The following is a 17,090-nucleotide window of genomic DNA, read 5'->3' as shown; positions in this document are numbered from 1 at the left end:
GGAGGAAGCCACGCGGGAGGTGCCATGGACGCTTCCACCGCCGCCTCGCTCGGCGCACCGCGCACCGCGCACGAGCGGTTCGTGACCTCTCCCGGTCCGTCGGCGGGCCTACGGGACCTGGTGGCCGACTCGTGGCGGCGCAGCGCCCTGAGCGGTGTGCGGCCCGACGGCAGCCTCCTGCCCCCGCTGCGGACGACCCCGCAGGAGCTGTGCGCCTACCGGCGCAACCACCCGCTGGCGGCCGCCCTGCCGCTGCTGCGCGAGCTGCTGGGCGCCGGCGCCGCCGACGACGCGCACGTCTTCGCGGTGGGAGACGCCGACGGGACGCTGCTGTGGGTCGAGGGGGACACCGCCACCAGGGGGCGCGCCGAGCGCATGCACTTCGCCGAGGGCGCCGTGTGGTCCGAGCGGCAGGCGGGCACCAACGCCCCGGGCACGGCCCTGGAGCTCGGGCGCGCCGTGCAGATCGTGACCGGGGAGCACTACAGCGCCGCCGCGCACGGCTGGTCCTGCGCCGCCGCGCCGGTGCGCGACCCGCTCACCGGCCGGGCGCTCGGCGTCATCGATCTCACCGGCGGCCCCACCATCGCCACCCCGCCCGCCCTCGCCGCCGTGCGCGGCGCCGCCCTGGCCGCGGAGGCGGAGCTGGCCCGCGTCCGCACCCCGTCCGCCTCGGGCGTCGTCCGCGTGCGCGCGCTGGGCCGTGACAGCGTCCTGCTGGAGTACGCCGGGCGCACGCACCGGCTCAGCCCCCGGCACAGCGAGATCGTGCTGGCGCTCGTCCTGGCCGGCGGCGGGGTGACCGGAGACCGGCTCGCGGTGGACCTGTCGGAGCGGGAGGTGTGCGCCTCCACGCTGCGCGCCGAACTGACCCGGCTGCGCGCCGTGCTCGGCCCCGGGCTGCTCGGCTCGCGGCCCTACGCCCTGCTGCGGCCGGTGCGCACCGACTTCGGCGACGTGGCCGACCTGCTCGCCGAGGGCCGCGTGGCCTCGGCGCTCGCCCACTACCCGGGCCCCCTGCTGCCGCGGTCCGACGCCCCGGCCGTCGTCGAGCACCGGCGCTGCCTGGAACAGCAGCTGCGCGGCGCCGTCCTCGGCAGCGGCGACGCGGGCCTGCTGCGCCGCTGGGTGGACGCCGGCTGGGGCGGCGACGACGCCCCCGCGTGGTCGGCGCTGGCCCGCACCCTGCCGGGCGGCTCGCCCCAGCGCGCCGCGGCGGCCGCCAGGGCCCGCGCACTCGGCCTCGACATCGCCGTGTTCCCGCAGGCCGGACGGCATGCAGCGGTATTGCAACGGTCCCGCTTCTAGCGTGCCGAGCATCACCAGGATCGTCGTCATCGAAAGGGGACGGTCATGAAGTACGAGTCTCCGGGCAGGCCCGGCAGCCCGGTCGACGTGGCCCCGCGCTACGAGAACTTCATCGGTGGCAAGTGGCAGGCGCCCATCACGGGCGCGTACACCGCCAACCTGTGTCCCGCCACCGCCAAGCCCATCTGCGAGGTCCCGAGGTCCGGCGCCGAGGACATCGAACTCGCCCTCGACGCCGCCCACGCCGCCCAGGGCGCGTGGGGCGAGGCCTCCACCGCCCAGCGGGCCGCGGTGCTCAACAAGGTCGCCGACGCCATCGACGCCCACCGCGAGGAGCTCGCGGTCGCCGAGAGCTGGGAGAACGGCAAGCCGGTGCGCGAGACGCTGGCCGCCGACATCCCGCTGGCCGCCGACCACTTCCGGTACTTCGCCGCCGCGATCCGCGCCGAGGAGAGCCGGATCACCGAGATCGACAAGGACACCATCGCCTACCACTTCCACGAGCCGCTCGGCGTGGTCGGCCAGATCATCCCGTTCAACTTCCCGCTGCTGATGGCCGCGTGGAAGCTCGCCCCGGCGCTCGCCGCCGGCAACGCGACCGTCATCAAGCCCGCCTCGCCCACCCCGTGGTCGATCCTGAAGCTGATGGAGGTCGTCGGCGACATCCTGCCGCCCGGCGTCCTCAACGTCGTCAACGGCCCCGGCGCCGAGATCGGCAAGGCGCTGGCCGCCAACAAGCGCATCGCCAAGGTCGCCTTCACCGGCGAGACCACCACCGGCCGCCTGATCATGCAGTACGCGGCGCAGAACATCATCCCGGTCACGCTGGAGCTGGGCGGCAAGTCGCCGAACATCTTCTTCAACGACGTGGCCGCCAAGGACGACGACTTCCTGAACAAGGCCGTCGAGGGACTCGTGCTGTACGCCTTCAACAAGGGCGAGGTGTGCACCTGCCCCTCCCGCGCGCTCGTCCAGGAGGACGTCTACGAGGAGTTCATGGGGCGCTGCCTGGAGCGCATCCGCGCCATCCGGCAGGGCGACCCGCTCGACACCGAGACGATGATCGGCCCCCAGGTCTCCCGGCAGCAGGTCGAGAAGATCGCGTCGTACGTCGAGATCGGCCTGAAGGAGGGCGCCGAACTCCTGGTCGGCGGCCACCGGCCCGCCCTCGACGGGGAGTTCGCGGACGGCTTCTACTTCGAGCCGACCGTCCTCAAGGGCCACAACAGGATGCGGGTCTTCCAGGAGGAGATCTTCGGTCCCGTCCTCGCCGTCACCACCTTCAAGGACGAGGCCGAGGCCCTCGCCCTCGCCAACGACACGCTGTACGGCCTCGGCGCCGGCGTGTGGAGCCGCGACGGCGCCCTCGCCTACCGCATGGGCCGCGCGATCAAGGCCGGCCGCGTCTGGACCAACTGCTACCACCAGTACCCGGCGGGAGCGGCGTTCGGCGGCTACAAGGTCTCCGGCATCGGCCGCGAGACGCACCAGATGATGCTGGAGCACTACAGCCAGACCAAGAACCTCCTGGTCAGCTACAGCGACAAGGCCCTCGGGCTGTTCTAGGAGGAGGGCGGCGACATGTCCGCGAAGGTCCGGCACGAGACCGTCGGGCGCGTCACCGCCACGTCCGCGGCGCGCAGGGCGATCACGGCCCTGTGCGCCGCCGCCCGCCACGTCCTCGACGTCGAGGCGGGCGATCCGCGCGGATTCTCCCTCGCAGCCGGGGACGGGCTGCACTTCGTGACCCGGGCCGAGACGGCCCGGAATGACAGCAGTTGAGGAGCGCATCGATGAAGGCAGCAGTCGTCACCGACTTCGGCAAGCCCCTGGAGATCCAGGACCTGCCGGTCCCCGAGCCCGGACCCGGCCAGGTGCTCGTGAAGATGGAGGCCTCCGGGCTCTGCCACACCGACATCCACGCCGCGCACGGCGACTGGCCCGTCAAGCCGCGGCCGCCGTTCGTCCCCGGCCACGAGGGCATCGGCCCCGTGACGGCCGCCGGCGCCGGCGTACCGGCCGACCTGATCGGCACCCGGGTCGCCATCCCGTGGCTCGGCTCGTCCTGCGGCACCTGCCGCTACTGCGTCTCCGGCTGGGAGACCCTGTGCGAGTCGCAGGTCAACTCCGGCTACTCGGTGGACGGTTGCTACGCCGAGTACGCCGTCGCCGACGCGGGCGCGGTCGTCCACGTGCCCGAGGCCGTCAGCTCCTTCGACGCGGCACCGCTGACCTGCGCGGGCGTCACCACGTACAAGGCGATCAAGGTCGCCCGCGTGGTCCCCGCCGAACGCGTCGCCGTCTTCGGCATCGGCGGCCTGGGCCACCTGGCGCTGCAGTACGCGCGCCTGGTCGGCGGCCTGGTCACCGCCGTCGACCTGGAGCCCGACAAGCTGGGCCTGGCCCACCGGCTCGGCGCCGACCAGCTCGTCAACGCGCGCACCCACGACCCGGTCGAGGAGATCAGGAAGGCCGGGGGCGCGGACGTGGCCGTCGTGCTCGCCGCGGCGCCCAAGGCGTTCGAGCAGGCGTACCGGTCGCTCAACCGCGGCGGGCGCCTGGTCATGGTCGCCCTGCCCGCCGACAACGCCTCGATCGACGTGCCGATCTTCGAGACCGTCCTCGGCGGCATCTCCGTCATAGGCTCGATAGTGGGTACGCGTCAGGACCTCGCCGAGGTCTTCGCCCTGCACGCCGCCGGCCGCACCCAGGTCATCGCCGAGACCCGGCGCCTGGACCAGGTCAACGACTCCTTCGACGAGGTCCTCGGCGGGCGGGCCGAAGCCCGGCTCGTCTTCGAGTTCTGAGGCACGGGAGACCCCCGGGTCCTCAGGGAGAGGCAGCAGACCATGCCACACGTCACCGTAGGTGCCGTACGGGAGCGGGCGCCCGGCGAACGCCGTGTCGCCCTCGTCCCCGAGGCCGTCACCCTGCTCGGCCGGGCCGGCGTCGACGTCCTGGTCGAGGCGGGCGCCGGCTCCGGCGCCTGGTTCACCGACGCCGACTACACCGCGGCCGGGGCGCGCGTGGTGGCCGCGGACGAGCTGTACGCCCGCGCGGACGCCGTCCTGTGCGTCGGCCCGCCGGACGAGGAGAGCGCCCGCGCGCTGCGCGCCGGACAGGTCCTGATCGGCCTGCTGGAACCGCTGCGCCATCCCGGCCTGGTCCAGGAGCTGGCCGGGCGCGGCGTGCGCACGGTGAGTCTCGATCTGCTGCCGCGCACCCTCAGCCGCGCCCAGTCCATGGACGCGCTGACCTCCCAGGCCAACGTCGCCGGCTACAAGGCGGCCGTCCTCGCGGCCGACACCTACGACCGGTTCTTCCCGATGCTGACCACCGCGGCGGGCACCATGCGCCCGGCGCAGGTCCTCGTCCTGGGCGCCGGAGTGGCCGGGCTGCAGGCGATCGCCACCGCCCGCCGCCTCGGCGCCGTCGTCACGGCGTACGACGTGCGTCCCGAATCCAGAGGGGAGGTGGAGTCACTGGGCGCCCGGTTCCTCGACATCCAGAGCCAGGCACCGGGGGAGCCGGGCGCCGGACAGGGCGGCTACGCACGGGAGCTGACCGCGGCGGAGCAGCAGGCCCAGCGGGCGGCGCTGGAGGCGCACCTCGCCCGCACCGACATCGTCATCACCACCGCCCAGGTGCCGGGCCGCAGGCCCCCGTTGCTGGTGAGCGCCGCCGCGGTGGAGAGCATGAAGCCCGGCTCGGTGGTCGTCGACCTCGCCGCGAGCGACCTGGGCGGCAACGTCGAGGGCTCCGAGCCCGACAAGACGGTCGTCCTGGACAACGGGGTCACCGTCATCGGCGCCGGCCGGCTGCCGTCCGCGATGGCGACGGCCGCCTCCACGGCCTACGCCCGCAACCTCGTCGCACTCCTGCGCCACCTCGTGCGCGACGGCGAACTCGTCCTCGACCCGGCCGACGAGATCACGGGTCCCCTGATGGGAGGCGGATCGTGAACGACCTGGATCTCCTCACCGCGATCACCGTCTTCGTGCTGAGCGTCCTGGTGGGCGTCGAGGTCATCAGCAAGGTGCCCGCGACCCTGCACACCCCGCTGATGTCCGGCTCGAACTCCGTGCACGGCATCGTCGTCATCGGCGCCATGCTGATCGCGGCCGAGTCGCACACCTGGCTCGGCTACGTCCTCGCCTTCGCGGCCATGGTGTTCGGCGCGATGAACGTCGTGGGCGGCTACGTCGTCACCGACCGGATGCTGGAGATGTTCAAGGCCAGGCCCAGTGAGAAGAAGCAGGTGTGAGCGCCATGGACACCGTCTCCAACGCCGTCCACTACGTCTTCCTCGCCACGGCCGCCTGCTTCGTGCTCGGCCTGCACCTGATGAACCACCCGCGCACCGCCCGCCGGGGCAACACGCTCTCCGCCGGCGCCATGGCCGTCGCGATCGCCGCCACCGTCTGGCTGATCGCCCACGAGGGCGCCATCAGCACGACCGGCTGGCTGGTGCTCGCCTCCGGCGGCCTGGTCGGCGCCGCGCTGGGCCTGTACGCCGCGCGCGAGGTCAAGATGACGGCGATGCCCCAACTGGTCAGTCTCTTCAACGCGGTCGGCGGCGGGGCGGCCGCGCTGATCGCGGTCAACGACCTGCTCCAGGCCGACCATCCGGCCGCCCTCGGGGCGCGGGTGTCCCTGCCGGGCGCGCTGGACATCGTCATCGGCGCGGTCACCTTCTCCGGGTCGCTGATCGCGGCCGGCAAGCTCCAGGGTGTCGTCTCCGGCGCGCCGGTCGTCTTCCCGGGAGCGCGGCTGCTGAACGTGCTGCTGCCGGTCTCCTTCGTCGCCGGCACCGTCTGGCTGGTCCTGGCGCCCGACTCCCTCGTCGCCCTCTACGGGCTGGTGGCCGTCGCCCTGCTGTTCGGCGTGACGATGGTGCTGCCCATCGGCGGCGCGGACATGCCGGTCGTCATCGCCCTGCTGAACGCCTTCACCGGGTCCGCGGTCGCGATGGCCGGCTTCGTCCTGAACGAGACCGCGCTGATCATCGCGGGCATGCTGGTCAGTTCCTCGGGTGGCATCCTCACCAAGCTGATGGCCGACGCCATGAACCGGTCGATCGCCAACATCGTGGTCGGCGGCTTCGGCACCGGCGACAGCGCACCGGCGGCCGCCGGAGCGGGGGCGCCCGCGCAGGTGCGGCCGGTCTCCGCGGACGACGTGGCGATCCAGCTGGCGTACGCGAGCAAGGTCATCTTCGTCCCGGGCTACGGCCTCGCCGCCGCCCAGGCCCAGCACGAACTGGGCGATCTGGCCAAGCTGCTGACGGATCACGGCGTCGACGTCAGCTACGCCGTGCACCCCGTCGCGGGCCGTATGCCGGGCCACATGAACGTGCTGCTGGCCGAGGCGAACGTGCCCTACACCCAGCTGAAGGAGATGGACGACGTCAACCCCGAGTTCCCGCAGGCCGACGTCGCCCTGGTGATCGGCGCCAACGACGTCACCAACCCCATCGCCCGCAAGCCCGGCAACGCCATCTCGGGCATGCCGATCCTCGACGTCGACAAGGCCAAGAGCGTCGTCGTCATCAAGCGCTCGATGGGCCACGGTTACGCCGGCATCGACAACGAGCTCTACACCGACCCGAAGACCGGCATGTTCTTCACCGACGCGAAGAAGGGGCTGAGTGAACTGAAGGCGGCGGTCGGCGAGTTCGTCGGCTGACGCCGGTCACTTTCGAGGAGGCCCGCAGGGACGGGCCTCCTCGGTGGTGTGTGGGCTCAGTCGGTGCACAGCAGGCCGAGCAGGCACAGCCCCTGGGGGGTGCTCGCGGTCGGCGAGGGGCTCGCCGACGGCGTCTGGGTGCCGGTCGTGGCCGTCGGGGCGGGCGTCTGCTGGACCGTCGTCGTGGTGGTGGTCGTGCCGGTGCCGTCGGAGGCCGCCGTGGTGGCCTGGGACAGCGGGGCGGTCGTGGCCGTGGGAGCCGGGGTGGCGGCGGAGTCCGCGCGCAGGTGCGACGGCGCGGTGGGGGTCGCCGCGGTGACCGGCTGCCGGTGCCGGGCGGGGGTGGCCGAGGCGTGGGCGGAGGACCGGTGTGTCTCGGGCGCGGTGGCCGCCGGGTCGACGTCGTCCGAGGTCGGCAGCACCGCGGCCTCGCCCATGGGCACGTTGTCCGGTGCCGAGGCCGCCTGCGCGCGGCCGCCGGACTGCTGGTTCATCGCGGAGAGGGTCAGTCCGCCGCCGACCAGGGCGACGGCGGTGGCGACGACGGCCCGGCGCTGGTTCTTCTTCCAGCGGGCACGCTGCCGTCGCCTGGCCGCCCGGCCCATGGGCGCCGGCAGCGCGGGTGCCACGTCCTTGGCGGGATCGTCCTGATCCGCCGCGGGCTCGGGCTGGTCGAAGACGTCCTCCCAGCCGGCCCTTTCGTGGACCATGTCGGCCGTGCTCGGTGCCGCGGCCGTCGGGGGAACCGCGGGACGCGGAGCGATGTCCGGGGCGTAGGCGCCGCAACCGGGGCACACCAGGGCGCCGTTGAGGTGCCGACGGCACGAGGAGCAGTAGTCCATCCGCGGTCTTTCTAGTCGACGTTCGCACGTGGGATCGAGCCGGGAGAAAAGCTAGCGACCCTTTCGAAAGGCTGTGTGCAGCCCGTGTGACGCTCCTGCGCAGATGCCCGCGGAGCGAGTGCCGTACGACACATCCGCATGCCCCATCCGCCGGATGCACGACCTTTGGCCCGCTTGACGGTACGCACCGGCGCCGTCCGGCGGACGGGCGGCCACAGTGGGTCCACCGTGACCGAAAAGGGGGACATCATGCCGATGCTGCTGATCAAGGGCGCCTACAGGATCGTCGGGGCGAGCCCGGACGGCGACTCCATACGCTTCCACCCGGACGACCCCGACGAATGGGACCTGCTGCGCGGCCGGCGGGTACGGCGCAACCGGGCGGGCGGTGCCCAGCTGCGGCTGGACGGCATCGACACCCTGGAGACGCACTACCGTCCGCCGCACGGCCGGGAACTGCACCAGCCCGCGCCGTACGCCGGACGGGCCGCCCAGGAACTCCTCGACCGGCTCGGCTTCGCGAACGTACGGCGCGACGACCACGGCACCGTCACCGCCGCCACCCCCGACTCCCGGCCCGGCTACATCCTCACCCGCAGCGCCGACGTGCACGGCCGGTGTGTGGCCTTCGCGGGCGTCGGCGAGGCACCGGCCGCCAGCGGCACCCTCGTCAGGGTGGAGGTCTCTTTGCTGCGCGAGACGCTCAACCACCACCAGCTCGCCGAGGGCATGGCCTACCCCACCTTCTACCGTCAGCTCTACGTCGACCTGCGGGAGGAGATGAGCGCCGCGGCCCGGCTGGCGCGGGAGAAGGACATGGGACTGTGGTCGGCCGACGTGACCCAGACCGGTGCGAGGGTCACCGGACTCGGCTCGCTGACCGACACGGCGGTGCTGCTGCCCAAGCTGTTCCGCCGCCTGGCCGACTACCTGGTCCTCGGCGACGGGGACGCGGACCTGGCCGGCTTCCGCGCCTACCTGGCCCAGCGCGACGACCGGCTGCTCGTGCTGCCCGGCGGGCAGTGGACGAGCTTCGACACCGTCGTCGACGTCACCGGCGACACCGTCAGGCTCACCCACGCGCCCGAGGACCTGGTGTTCGACGAGAAGTGAGCCCTCACTCCTCCGGCACCATCTCGATCGCCCCGCACGGGCACTCGGCCGCGCACAGTCCGCACCCCTTGCAGTAGTCGAGGTCGATGGCGAAGCCCTGGCCCGGCCCCAGCTTGGTGATCGCGTTGTCGGGGCAGACGCCGTAGCAGTTGTCGCACTCGAAGCAGTTGCCGCAGGACATGCAGCGCCGGGCCTCGAAGAGCGCGGTGGACTCGTCGAGGCCCTGCACCACCTCGTCGAACGTCGAGACGCGGCGGGCCAGTTCGAGCCGCGGCCGCACGGAGGCGGGCGCGTCGGAGTAGTACCAGGTGTTGAGCCGCTCGAAGGCGGCCGGCGCGTGCTTGGCGCCCGGCTCGTACGCCGTGCCGCGCAGGTAGGCGTCGATGTGGCGCGCCGCCTTCTTGCCGTGGCCGACGGCCACGGTGACCGTGCGATCGGCGGGCACCATGTCGCCGCCGGCGAAGATGCCCCGGTGCCCCGTCATCAGACCGTCGGCGACCTGCACCATGCCGTGGTCGAGGCCGAGGTCCGGCACGTCCCGCAGCAGGGACAGGTCCGAGTCCTGGCCCAGCGCCAGCACCACCGAGTCCGCCGCCAGCTCCTCGAACTCCCCGGTCGGCTGCGGGAATCCGGTGTCGTCGAGCTCCATCCGCTCGATGGTCAGCCGCCCGTCGTCGGCGTGCTTGATGGTGGACAGCCACTTCATCCGCACGCCCTCCTCCAGCGCCTCCTCGACCTCGATGTCGTGCGCGGGCATACGGTCCCGGGTGCGCCGGTAGACCACGACGGCGTCCGTCGCGCCCAGACGCCGGGCGGTGCGGGCCGCGTCCATGGCCGTGTTGCCGCCGCCGTAGACGGCGACCCGGCGGCCCAGCAGCGGCGGGCCCTCGCCCTCCATGCTGCCCAGCAGCGACACCGCGTCGAGGATGCGGGCGCTGTCCCCGGCGGGGATGTAGGCACGCTTGCCGATGCCGGCGCCCACGGCGAGGAAGACCGCGTCGAAGCCGCCGTCGCGCTGGGCGGCGAGGACGTCCTCCACCTTGGTGCCGGGCTCCAGCGTGACGCCGAGCGCCGTGATCCGGCCGATCTCCGCGTCCAGCACCTCGCGGGGCAGCCGGTAGCGCGGGATGCCGTAGCGCATCATGCCGCCCGGCCGCTCCTGCGCCTCACGGATCGTCACCTCATGGCCGAGCAGCCGCAGATGGTAGGCGGCGGACAGGCCGGCCGGCCCGGAGCCGACGACCAGGACGCGCCTGCCGCTGGTCACCGAGGGTGCCTCGACGGCCCAGCCGCGCCGGATCGCCTCGTCGCCCAGGAACCGCTCCACCGAGTTGATGCCGACGGCGTTGTCGACCTGCACGCGGTTGCAGGCGGTCTCGCACGGGTGGTAGCAGACCCGGCCCATCACGGCGGGCAGCGGGTTGTCCCGCATCAACTGCCGCCAGGCGGCCTCGTAGTCGCCGCCCTCCGCGTGGAAGAGCCACTGCTGGATGTTCTCGCCGGCCGGGCACGCCTGGTTGCACGGCGGCATCCGGTCGACGTAGCGCGGGCGTTCGGTGCGCCAGGCGCCGGTCCGGTTGGCCAGGCTGGAACCCACGTCCAGAGTGATCGCGAACGGCTTCTCCTTCACGACGGCACCTCCTCGTGTGCCAGCAGCCCGAACCGGGCGATGTTGCGGTCGGCGGCCCGCTGCAACCGGGCGATGACGTCCGGGCGCGGCTCCGGCTCGAAGAGGTGCGCGTACCGCTTCTGCGGGCGCAGGTACTCCTCCACCGGCACCCGGCGCCGGATCGGCGTCACGTCGGTGACCACCCCGCCCGTGGCCTCGAACACCGGGAACAGGCCGGTCTGTTCGGCCAGCCGCGCGATGCGCACCGTGTCGTGGGAGGGCGTGCCCCAGCCCAGCGGGCAGGGCACCAGCACGTGCAGATAGCGGGCGCCGCGCATCGCCATCGCCCGGTGCACCTTGGCCTCCAGGTCGCGCAGGCCCGCGACGGTGGCCGTGGCGACGTACGGGATCTCGTGCGCCATCGCGATCAGCGGCAGGCTCTTGCCCTGCCCGAAGGGCGCGCCGGGCTCCTCGCCGACGGCCTGGGTGGTGGCCGTGCGCGCCGTCGGCGGAGTGGCCCCGGAGCGCTGCACGCCGGTGTTCATGTACGCCTCGTTGTCGTAACAGACGTACAGCACGTCGTCGTTGCGCTCGAACATGCCGGACAGACAGCCCAGGCCGATGTCGACGGTGCCGCCGTCACCGCCCTGGCCGACCACCCGGACGTCGGTGCGGCCCTTGGCGCGCAGCGCGGCGGCCACGCCCGCGGCGACGGCCGGGGCGTTGCCGAACAGCGAGTGCAGCCACGGCAGTTGCCACGACGTCTCCGGGTACGGCGTGGAGAAGACCTCCAGGCAGCCGGTCGCGTTCACCGCGATGACCCGGCCGCCGGCCGCCCGCTGGGCCGCGTCCAGGACATAGCGGGCGCCGAGCGCCTCGCCGCACCCCTGGCAGGCGCGGTGACCGCAGGTGAGCGCGTTGGAGCGGCCCGCGTCGGCCTGGTCGGACTGCGCCTCCGGTCCCAGCAGCCGGTTCCCCGCGGCGAAGCTGCCGACCTGGTAGAACCTGACTTCCCGTGCGGCACTCATCGGTTGCTCCCCACATCGCGCAGGATGTTCTCCGCAGACGGACCCGACCGCCTGGTCCTCGCCATCCGCGCCAGCTCCCGCTCCACCAGCTCGGTGTCGAGGTCCAGGAACGTCAGCTGCCCCAGCCGCCCGGCGATCGCGTCGTCGAACACCCCGTGCAGGGACGTCTTGGTGATGGCGCGCCCGCCCAGACCGGCGACCACCGTGTGCCCGGCGAGCTGGATCCCGGACAGCGCGGTGCGCACGTTCGCCGACACGATCCCTCCGATGCCGACCGCCAACGCCCGCTCCAGCACGACCACTTGGCGGGCCCCGGCGAGCACGGTGCGGACCGCCTCCAGCGGGAAGGGACGGAACGAGGTGATCGCCAGCGCCCCGATCCGCACCCCGCGCCCGCGCATCTCGTCCACGACGTCGCACACGGTGCCGAACACCGAGCCCAGCGCCACCACGATCGTCTCCGCGTCCTCGCAGGCGTACGGATGCACCAGCCCGCCGGAGGTGCGGCCGAAGACCTGCCGGAACTCCTCGGCGACGCGCGGGATCGTCTCCAGCGCCTGCATCTGCTTGGCGTGCGCCAGGTAGCGCACCTCGGTGAAGGCGTCCGGGCCGACCATCGCGCCGATCGACACCGGCGCGTCGGGATCCAGCACCTGCCGCGGCTCGTACGCCGGCAGGAACGCGTCGACCTGCGCCTGCTCCGGCACCTCGATCCGCTCCCAGGCGTGGGTGAGGACGAAGCCGTCCATGCACACCATCACCGGCAGCGACAGCTCCTCCGCCAGCCGGAACGCCTGGGGGTGCAGGTCGGCGGCCTCCTGGTTGTCGCGCGCGTACAGCTGGATCCAGCCCGAGTCGCGCTGCGACATGGTGTCGCTGTGGTCGTTCCAGATGTTGATGGGGGCGCCGATCGCCCGGTTCGCCACCGTCATCACGACGGGCAGGCCGAGCCCGGAGGCGTTGTAGAGGGCCTCCACCATGTACAGCAGGCCCTGGCTGGCGGTCGCCGTGTAGGTGCGGGCGCCGGCCGCCGAGGCGCCGATGCACATGGACATCGCGGCGAACTCCGACTCGACGTTGACGTACTCGCACGGCTTGAGCGCGCCCGACTTCACCAGGCGGCTGAGCTCCTCCACGATGTGCGTCTGCGGTGAGATGGGGTAGGCGGCGATCACCTCGGGACGGCAGTACGCCACCGTCTCCGCGACCGCCCGCGACCCCTCAGTCTGCTTGAGCACGGACGAACTCCTCACGCTCGGCGCTGACATGGGCGTACGCCTCCCGGGCCGCCGCGGCGTTGGCCGCGCCCAGCTCTCCGGGGAAGCGTTCCTCGATCGCCGCCGTGAGCGAGCCGATCAGCACGCAGCCGGTGAGGGCGGCGAGCCCGCCCAGCAGGACCGCGTTCGGGACCGGCCGGCCGAAGTGCCGTACGGCGAGGACGGTGGCGGGGACCGTGAGGGCGACCGCGTGCGGCACCGTCGCGGCGAGGTCGGCGAGCCCCAGCTCCGCGATCGGACGGGGCGAGTTGATGAGCACCGCACCCTCGGGGTCGAGCCCCTCGAACACGTTCACCTGGTGCAGCAGGGTGGCGTCCTGGATCACCAGGGCGTCCGGCCGCATCACGGGTTCACGCACCCGGATGGGCCGGTCGTCGATACGGCAGAACGCCGTCACCGGCGCGCCCGTGCGCTCCGAGCCGAAGCTCGGGAACGCCTGCGCGTGCCGGCCCTCGTAGAACGCCGCCACCGACAGCAACTCCGCGGCCGTGACGGCGCCCTGACCGCCACGGCCGTGGATGCGGACCTGGAACACGGCTTCCTCCTCCCGGAGCCCGGTTCTCTTCGTGGTAACCCCGGGAGGGTGGCCGCCCGCAGGGGCCGAAGGTCCCCGCCGGGGTCCGACCGGGTCAGTCGTGCGGCACGATCGCCACCGGGCAGCGCACGTGGTGCATCACCGCGTGCGCGACCGGACCGGTGTGCGTGCCGAGCCGGGCCGGGCGGGTCCGGCGGCCGACGACCAGGAGTCCGGCCTCGGTGGACGCGTGCAGCAGTTCCTGCGCGGGACGGCCGTCCACCACCGTCTCCCGCACCCGCAGCGCCGGGAACTTCTCCCGCCAGGGCGCCATCAGCGCGGCGAGCGCCCGCTCGGCGGCCGGCTGTGCCGTGCCCTGCCAGGCGTGCACCACATGCAGCGGCGCGCCGCGCAGGGCCGCGCTCTCGCAGGCGAACCTCAGCACCTCCTCACCCGGGCACCCCAGGTCCACACCGGCGACGACCTCGCGGTACGGCCGTCCGGCGGCGTCCGGGACGTACTCGTCCTCAGCCGTCGTCAGGGCCCGCACCAGCACGACGGGCCGGCGCACATGGGCGACCGTCGCCAGCGCCACGGACCCGGCCATGAAGCCGCCGAACCCGCTGAACGCACGGCTGCCCAGCACCAGCAGCTCGGCCTCCGTGGCCGCGGTGACCAGGGCCTCGGCAGCGGGCCGCGGGACCTGCGTGGCGCTCATGAAGACCTGCGGATACTGCTCGCCGAGCCGGTCCATCGCACCGCGCAGGATCCGCCGCGCCCAGTAGCGGGGCGCCTCCAGCTCCGGCAGGTCGGAGGCGTCGGGGGCCAGGCCCTCGTACGCGTGCACCAGCCGCAGCGGAAGACCGCGGCGCAGCGCCTCCCGGGCCGCCCAGTCGGCGGCGGCGAGGCTCTCACGGGAACCGTCGAGACCTACGACAACGGGGCGAAGCACTGCCCTCACCTCCCCGTATCGATGCCCGCCCGGTCGGCTCCGGCACGGGTCCTCGACTTCAGCATCCGCGCACGGCGAACGGCCCGGGCAGGGACCGCGTGGCCTCCGCGCCGGGCCGAACGGCCCTTTCACCGCTGGTCAGCGTGGCACGGGGACCGCCGTCCGGCGCACCAGCGCCCGCCGCACCTCGGTGCCGGTGAAGACCAGCGCCCCGGCCGCCACCGCCGCCAGCAGCAACAGGCCCACCGCGTAGGAGCCGTAGGAGCCGTACAGCGAGCCCATCACGAGCGGCGGCACGAACCCGCCCAGGCCGCCCGCGGCGCCGACGACGCCGGTGACCGAACCGGTGCGCTCGGGCGGCGCGAGCAGGGCCACGAAGGCGAACGTCGCACCGCTGCCGGCGCCCAGCGCGCCCGCCATGGCGAGGAAGGCGACCGTGCCCAGCGGGGCCAGCGCCGGGGTCGCCGACTGCATCAGCGCGCCCGCGACGACCACCGCCAGCGAGCCGCCCAGCACCCGCAGCGGGCCGATCCGGTCCGACAGCCAGCCGCCGACCGGCCGCATCGCGACCGCCAGCAGCACGAACCCGGCCATGCGGTTCGCGGCGTCGGCCTGGGTGAGGCCGTAGCCGTTCTTGAGGTAGGTCGGCAGGTAGACGGAGAAGGCGACGTACCCGCCGAAGGCCACCGCGTACAGCGCGGACGCCTGCCAGGTGATGCCCAGCCGCAGGGTGGCCGCCAGCCGCTGTCCGAGCGGCTGCGCGGGCAGCGTACGGTCCGGGGCGTCCCGCAGGACGAGGGCGGCCATCACCGCGTGGGCGGCCAGCACCGCCGCGGTGATCAGGAACGGGCTCGCGGTGCCGTGCGCCTTCACCAGCTTCACCGTGCTCAGCGCGCTGATCGCCGTACCGCCCATGCCCATGCCGAACAGGCCGATCGCCAGGCCCCGGCGCTCCGGCGGGAACCAGGTGCCCACGAAGGGCACGCCGACGGCGAACGCGGTGCCGCCGATACCGAGGAAGAAGCCGCCCACCAGCAGCGCCGTCAGCGAGGAGTGCCCGGCCAGCCCCAGATACAGCACGGGGACCACGGTCGCGGCGGACACCAGCGGGAACATCACCCGCCCGCCGAACCGGTCGGTCAGCGCGCCCACCGGGATGCGGCCCAGCGAGCCGACCACGACCGGCACCGCCACCAGCAGCGACTGCTGGAAGGAGGTCAGGTCCAGGGCGTCCTTGAAGCGCGGGCCGAGCGGGCTGAGCAGCGCCCACGCCCAGAAGTTGACCGCGAATCCGACGGTGGCCAGGGCCAGCATCAGCCAGGCCCGCCCCGCGACGGGGGCTCCCGACGGCTGTTTCCTCGATGGCTGGAGCATCGGACGCGTCCCTTCTGCGGGTGGGTGACGGCGGGTGGTGCCTGTCGTGGTCACCCTTGTGGATCACCCCCGCCGGACGGTGTGGGCCGAAGGACCTCGCCGTGCGTCCGGTCGGGACCTGGCCAGGGCCGTTCGGCCCACGGCGGGGCGGCCGGGAGCGCACCTAGCGTTCGAGCCCATGGAGAAAGACAAGACCGCGCGTCCCGCCGAGGGCTGGCCGCTGGCCGCCCGCCGGCTGCTGACGCGCCGCGAGGTGTCGGCCGACGGCCGGGCCGTGTTCGGCGAGGGCGATACCGCGTGGGAGGGCTTCTACCGGGACCGCTGGGCGCACGACAAGGTGGTGCGCTCCACCCACGGAGTCAACTGCACCGGTTCCTGCTCGTGGATGGTGTACGTCAAGGACGGCATCATCACCTGGGAGCACCAGGCCACCGACTACCCCTCGATCGGCGCGGACTGCCCCGAGTACGAGCCCCGCGGCTGCCCGCGCGGTGCCTCCTTCTCCTGGTACACCTACTCGCCGAGCCGGGTGCGCTACCCGTATGTGCGCGGCGCCCTGCTCAAGCTGTGGCGCGAGGCCCGGCGCCGCCTGGACGACCCGGTGGCGGCCTGGGCCGAGATCACCTCCGACCCGGCGAAGGCCCGCGCCTACAAGAAGGCCCGCGGCAAGGGCGGCCTGGTGCGCGCCGACTGGGCCGAGGTGAGCGAGCTGATCGCCGCCGCCCACGTGCACACCATCAAGACCTACGGCCCGGACCGCGTCGCCGGCTTCTCCCCGATCCCGGCCATGTCCATGGCCTCCTTCGCCGCCGGCGCCCGCTTCATGTCGCTGATCGGCGGCACCCTGCTCTCCTTCTACGACTGGTACGCCGACCTGCCGATCGCCTCGCCGCAGGTCTTCGGCGACCAGACCGACGTGCCGGAGGCGGCCGACTGGTGGAACGCCGGCTACCTGGTGATGTGGGGCTCCAACATTCCCGTCACCCGCACCCCGGACGCCCACTTCCTGACCGAGACCCGCTACAACGGCACCAAGGTCGTCGCCGTCAGCCCCGACTACGCCGACAACGTGAAGTTCGCCGACGAGTGGCTCGCCCCGCACCCGGGCACCGACGGGGCGCTGGCCATGGCGATGGGCCACGTGATCCTGCGCGAGTTCCTCGTCGACCGCGAAGTGCCGTATTTCCAGCACTACTTGAGGACGTTCACCGACGCCCCGTTCCTGGTGACGCTGCGCGAGCACGAGCGCGGCCTGGTCCCCGACGGGTTCCTGACGGCCGCCGACCTCGGCCGCGACGAGGAGAACGCCGACTTCAAGACCGTGCTGCTGGACCGGGCCACCGGAGCGCCGGTGGTCCCCGGCGGCTCGCTCGGCTTCCGCTGGGGGG

16 protein-coding genes are annotated in these 17,090 nt (G+C 73.2%); 9 read left to right on the top strand and 7 right to left on the bottom strand.

Annotated features, from left to right (window positions below):
• Positions 1-24 precede the first annotated feature (24 nt).
• Genes ACYF6T_RS28960 through ACYF6T_RS28930 form a run of 7 tightly spaced genes read left to right on the top strand, consistent with a single transcriptional unit; the run spans position 25 to position 6,993 of the window.
• On the top strand, positions 25-1,308 hold the full coding sequence (locus ACYF6T_RS28960; protein WP_461700090.1) for a GAF domain-containing protein: 1,284 nt from the start codon (positions 25-27) through the stop codon (positions 1,306-1,308).
• Between the two features lie 45 nt (positions 1,309-1,353).
• Positions 1,354-2,874: an aldehyde dehydrogenase family protein gene (locus tag ACYF6T_RS28955; protein ID WP_461700089.1), complete on the top strand. Its 1,521-nt coding sequence runs from the start codon at positions 1,354-1,356 to the stop codon at positions 2,872-2,874.
• 15 nt (positions 2,875-2,889) lie between these two features.
• A complete protein-coding gene (locus tag ACYF6T_RS28950; protein ID WP_461700088.1) occupies positions 2,890-3,090 on the top strand; it encodes a hypothetical protein in 201 nt (66 codons plus the stop codon).
• An 11-nt stretch (positions 3,091-3,101) separates the two neighbouring features.
• Complete coding sequence (locus ACYF6T_RS28945) at positions 3,102-4,115, top strand: zinc-dependent alcohol dehydrogenase (RefSeq protein WP_461700086.1); 1,014 nt, start codon at positions 3,102-3,104, stop codon at positions 4,113-4,115.
• A gap of 42 nt (positions 4,116-4,157) precedes the next feature.
• Positions 4,158-5,270 carry an NAD(P) transhydrogenase subunit alpha gene (locus ACYF6T_RS28940; protein WP_461700085.1) on the top strand — a complete coding sequence of 371 codons (1,113 nt, stop codon included), beginning with the start codon at positions 4,158-4,160 and terminating at the stop codon, positions 5,268-5,270.
• The gene (locus ACYF6T_RS28935; RefSeq protein WP_461700084.1) at positions 5,267-5,572 is read left to right on the top strand and encodes an NAD(P) transhydrogenase subunit alpha part 2; all 306 of its coding nucleotides are present in this window, start codon (positions 5,267-5,269) and stop codon (positions 5,570-5,572) included. Before ACYF6T_RS28940 ends, ACYF6T_RS28935 begins: the two co-directional genes overlap by 4 nt.
• 5 nt (positions 5,573-5,577) lie before the next feature.
• Positions 5,578-6,993, top strand: a complete 1,416-nt coding sequence (locus ACYF6T_RS28930; protein ID WP_461700233.1) for an NAD(P)(+) transhydrogenase (Re/Si-specific) subunit beta — start codon at positions 5,578-5,580, stop codon at positions 6,991-6,993.
• Positions 6,994-7,049: 56 nt separating this feature from the next.
• Here ACYF6T_RS28930 and ACYF6T_RS28925 read toward each other — a convergent pair whose 3' ends face one another.
• Positions 7,050-7,835 (bottom strand): SCO2400 family protein, encoded by a 786-nt coding sequence (locus ACYF6T_RS28925; protein WP_461700082.1) that lies wholly within the window; start codon positions 7,833-7,835, stop codon positions 7,050-7,052.
• Positions 7,836-8,084: 249 nt separating this feature from the next.
• On the opposite strand from ACYF6T_RS28925, the gene ACYF6T_RS28920 reads away from it, so the two are divergent.
• On the top strand, positions 8,085-8,948 hold the full coding sequence (locus ACYF6T_RS28920) for a nuclease (RefSeq protein ID WP_461700081.1): 864 nt from the start codon (positions 8,085-8,087) through the stop codon (positions 8,946-8,948).
• A gap of 4 nt (positions 8,949-8,952) precedes the next feature.
• On the opposite strand, the gene ACYF6T_RS28915 is transcribed toward ACYF6T_RS28920, so the two are convergent.
• The 6 genes from ACYF6T_RS28915 to ACYF6T_RS28890 form a co-directional block, all read right to left on the bottom strand.
• Entirely contained in the window at positions 8,953-10,578 is a 1,626-nt protein-coding gene (locus ACYF6T_RS28915) for an NAD(P)-binding protein (RefSeq protein WP_461700080.1), read from the bottom strand.
• Complete coding sequence (locus ACYF6T_RS28910; RefSeq protein WP_461700078.1) at positions 10,575-11,585, bottom strand: thiamine pyrophosphate-dependent enzyme; 1,011 nt, start codon at positions 11,583-11,585, stop codon at positions 10,575-10,577. The genes ACYF6T_RS28915 and ACYF6T_RS28910 overlap by 4 nt, the downstream gene beginning before the upstream one ends.
• The gene (porA, locus tag ACYF6T_RS28905) at positions 11,582-12,823 is read right to left on the bottom strand and encodes a pyruvate ferredoxin oxidoreductase (protein ID WP_461700077.1); all 1,242 of its coding nucleotides are present in this window, start codon (positions 12,821-12,823) and stop codon (positions 11,582-11,584) included. Before porA ends, ACYF6T_RS28910 begins: the two co-directional genes overlap by 4 nt.
• On the bottom strand, positions 12,807-13,397 hold the full coding sequence (locus tag ACYF6T_RS28900; protein ID WP_461700075.1) for a 2-oxoacid:acceptor oxidoreductase family protein: 591 nt from the start codon (positions 13,395-13,397) through the stop codon (positions 12,807-12,809). Before ACYF6T_RS28900 ends, porA begins: the two co-directional genes overlap by 17 nt.
• A gap of 94 nt (positions 13,398-13,491) precedes the next feature.
• Positions 13,492-14,328 (bottom strand): universal stress protein, encoded by an 837-nt coding sequence (locus ACYF6T_RS28895; protein ID WP_461700074.1) that lies wholly within the window; start codon positions 14,326-14,328, stop codon positions 13,492-13,494.
• Positions 14,329-14,466: 138 nt separating this feature from the next.
• Positions 14,467-15,702, bottom strand: a complete 1,236-nt coding sequence (locus ACYF6T_RS28890; RefSeq protein ID WP_461700072.1) for an MFS transporter — start codon at positions 15,700-15,702, stop codon at positions 14,467-14,469.
• A 178-nt stretch (positions 15,703-15,880) separates the two neighbouring features.
• Here ACYF6T_RS28890 and ACYF6T_RS28885 point away from each other — a divergent pair.
• The coding region (locus ACYF6T_RS28885; protein ID WP_461700071.1) for a molybdopterin-dependent oxidoreductase at positions 15,881-17,090 on the top strand (1,210 nt) is incomplete at its 3' end.

The sequence above is a fragment of the Streptomyces sp. 7R007 genome, assembly GCF_054850255.1.
The sequence above is the reverse complement of the archived record's forward strand: the minus strand, read 5'-3'. Positions and strand labels throughout refer to the sequence as shown.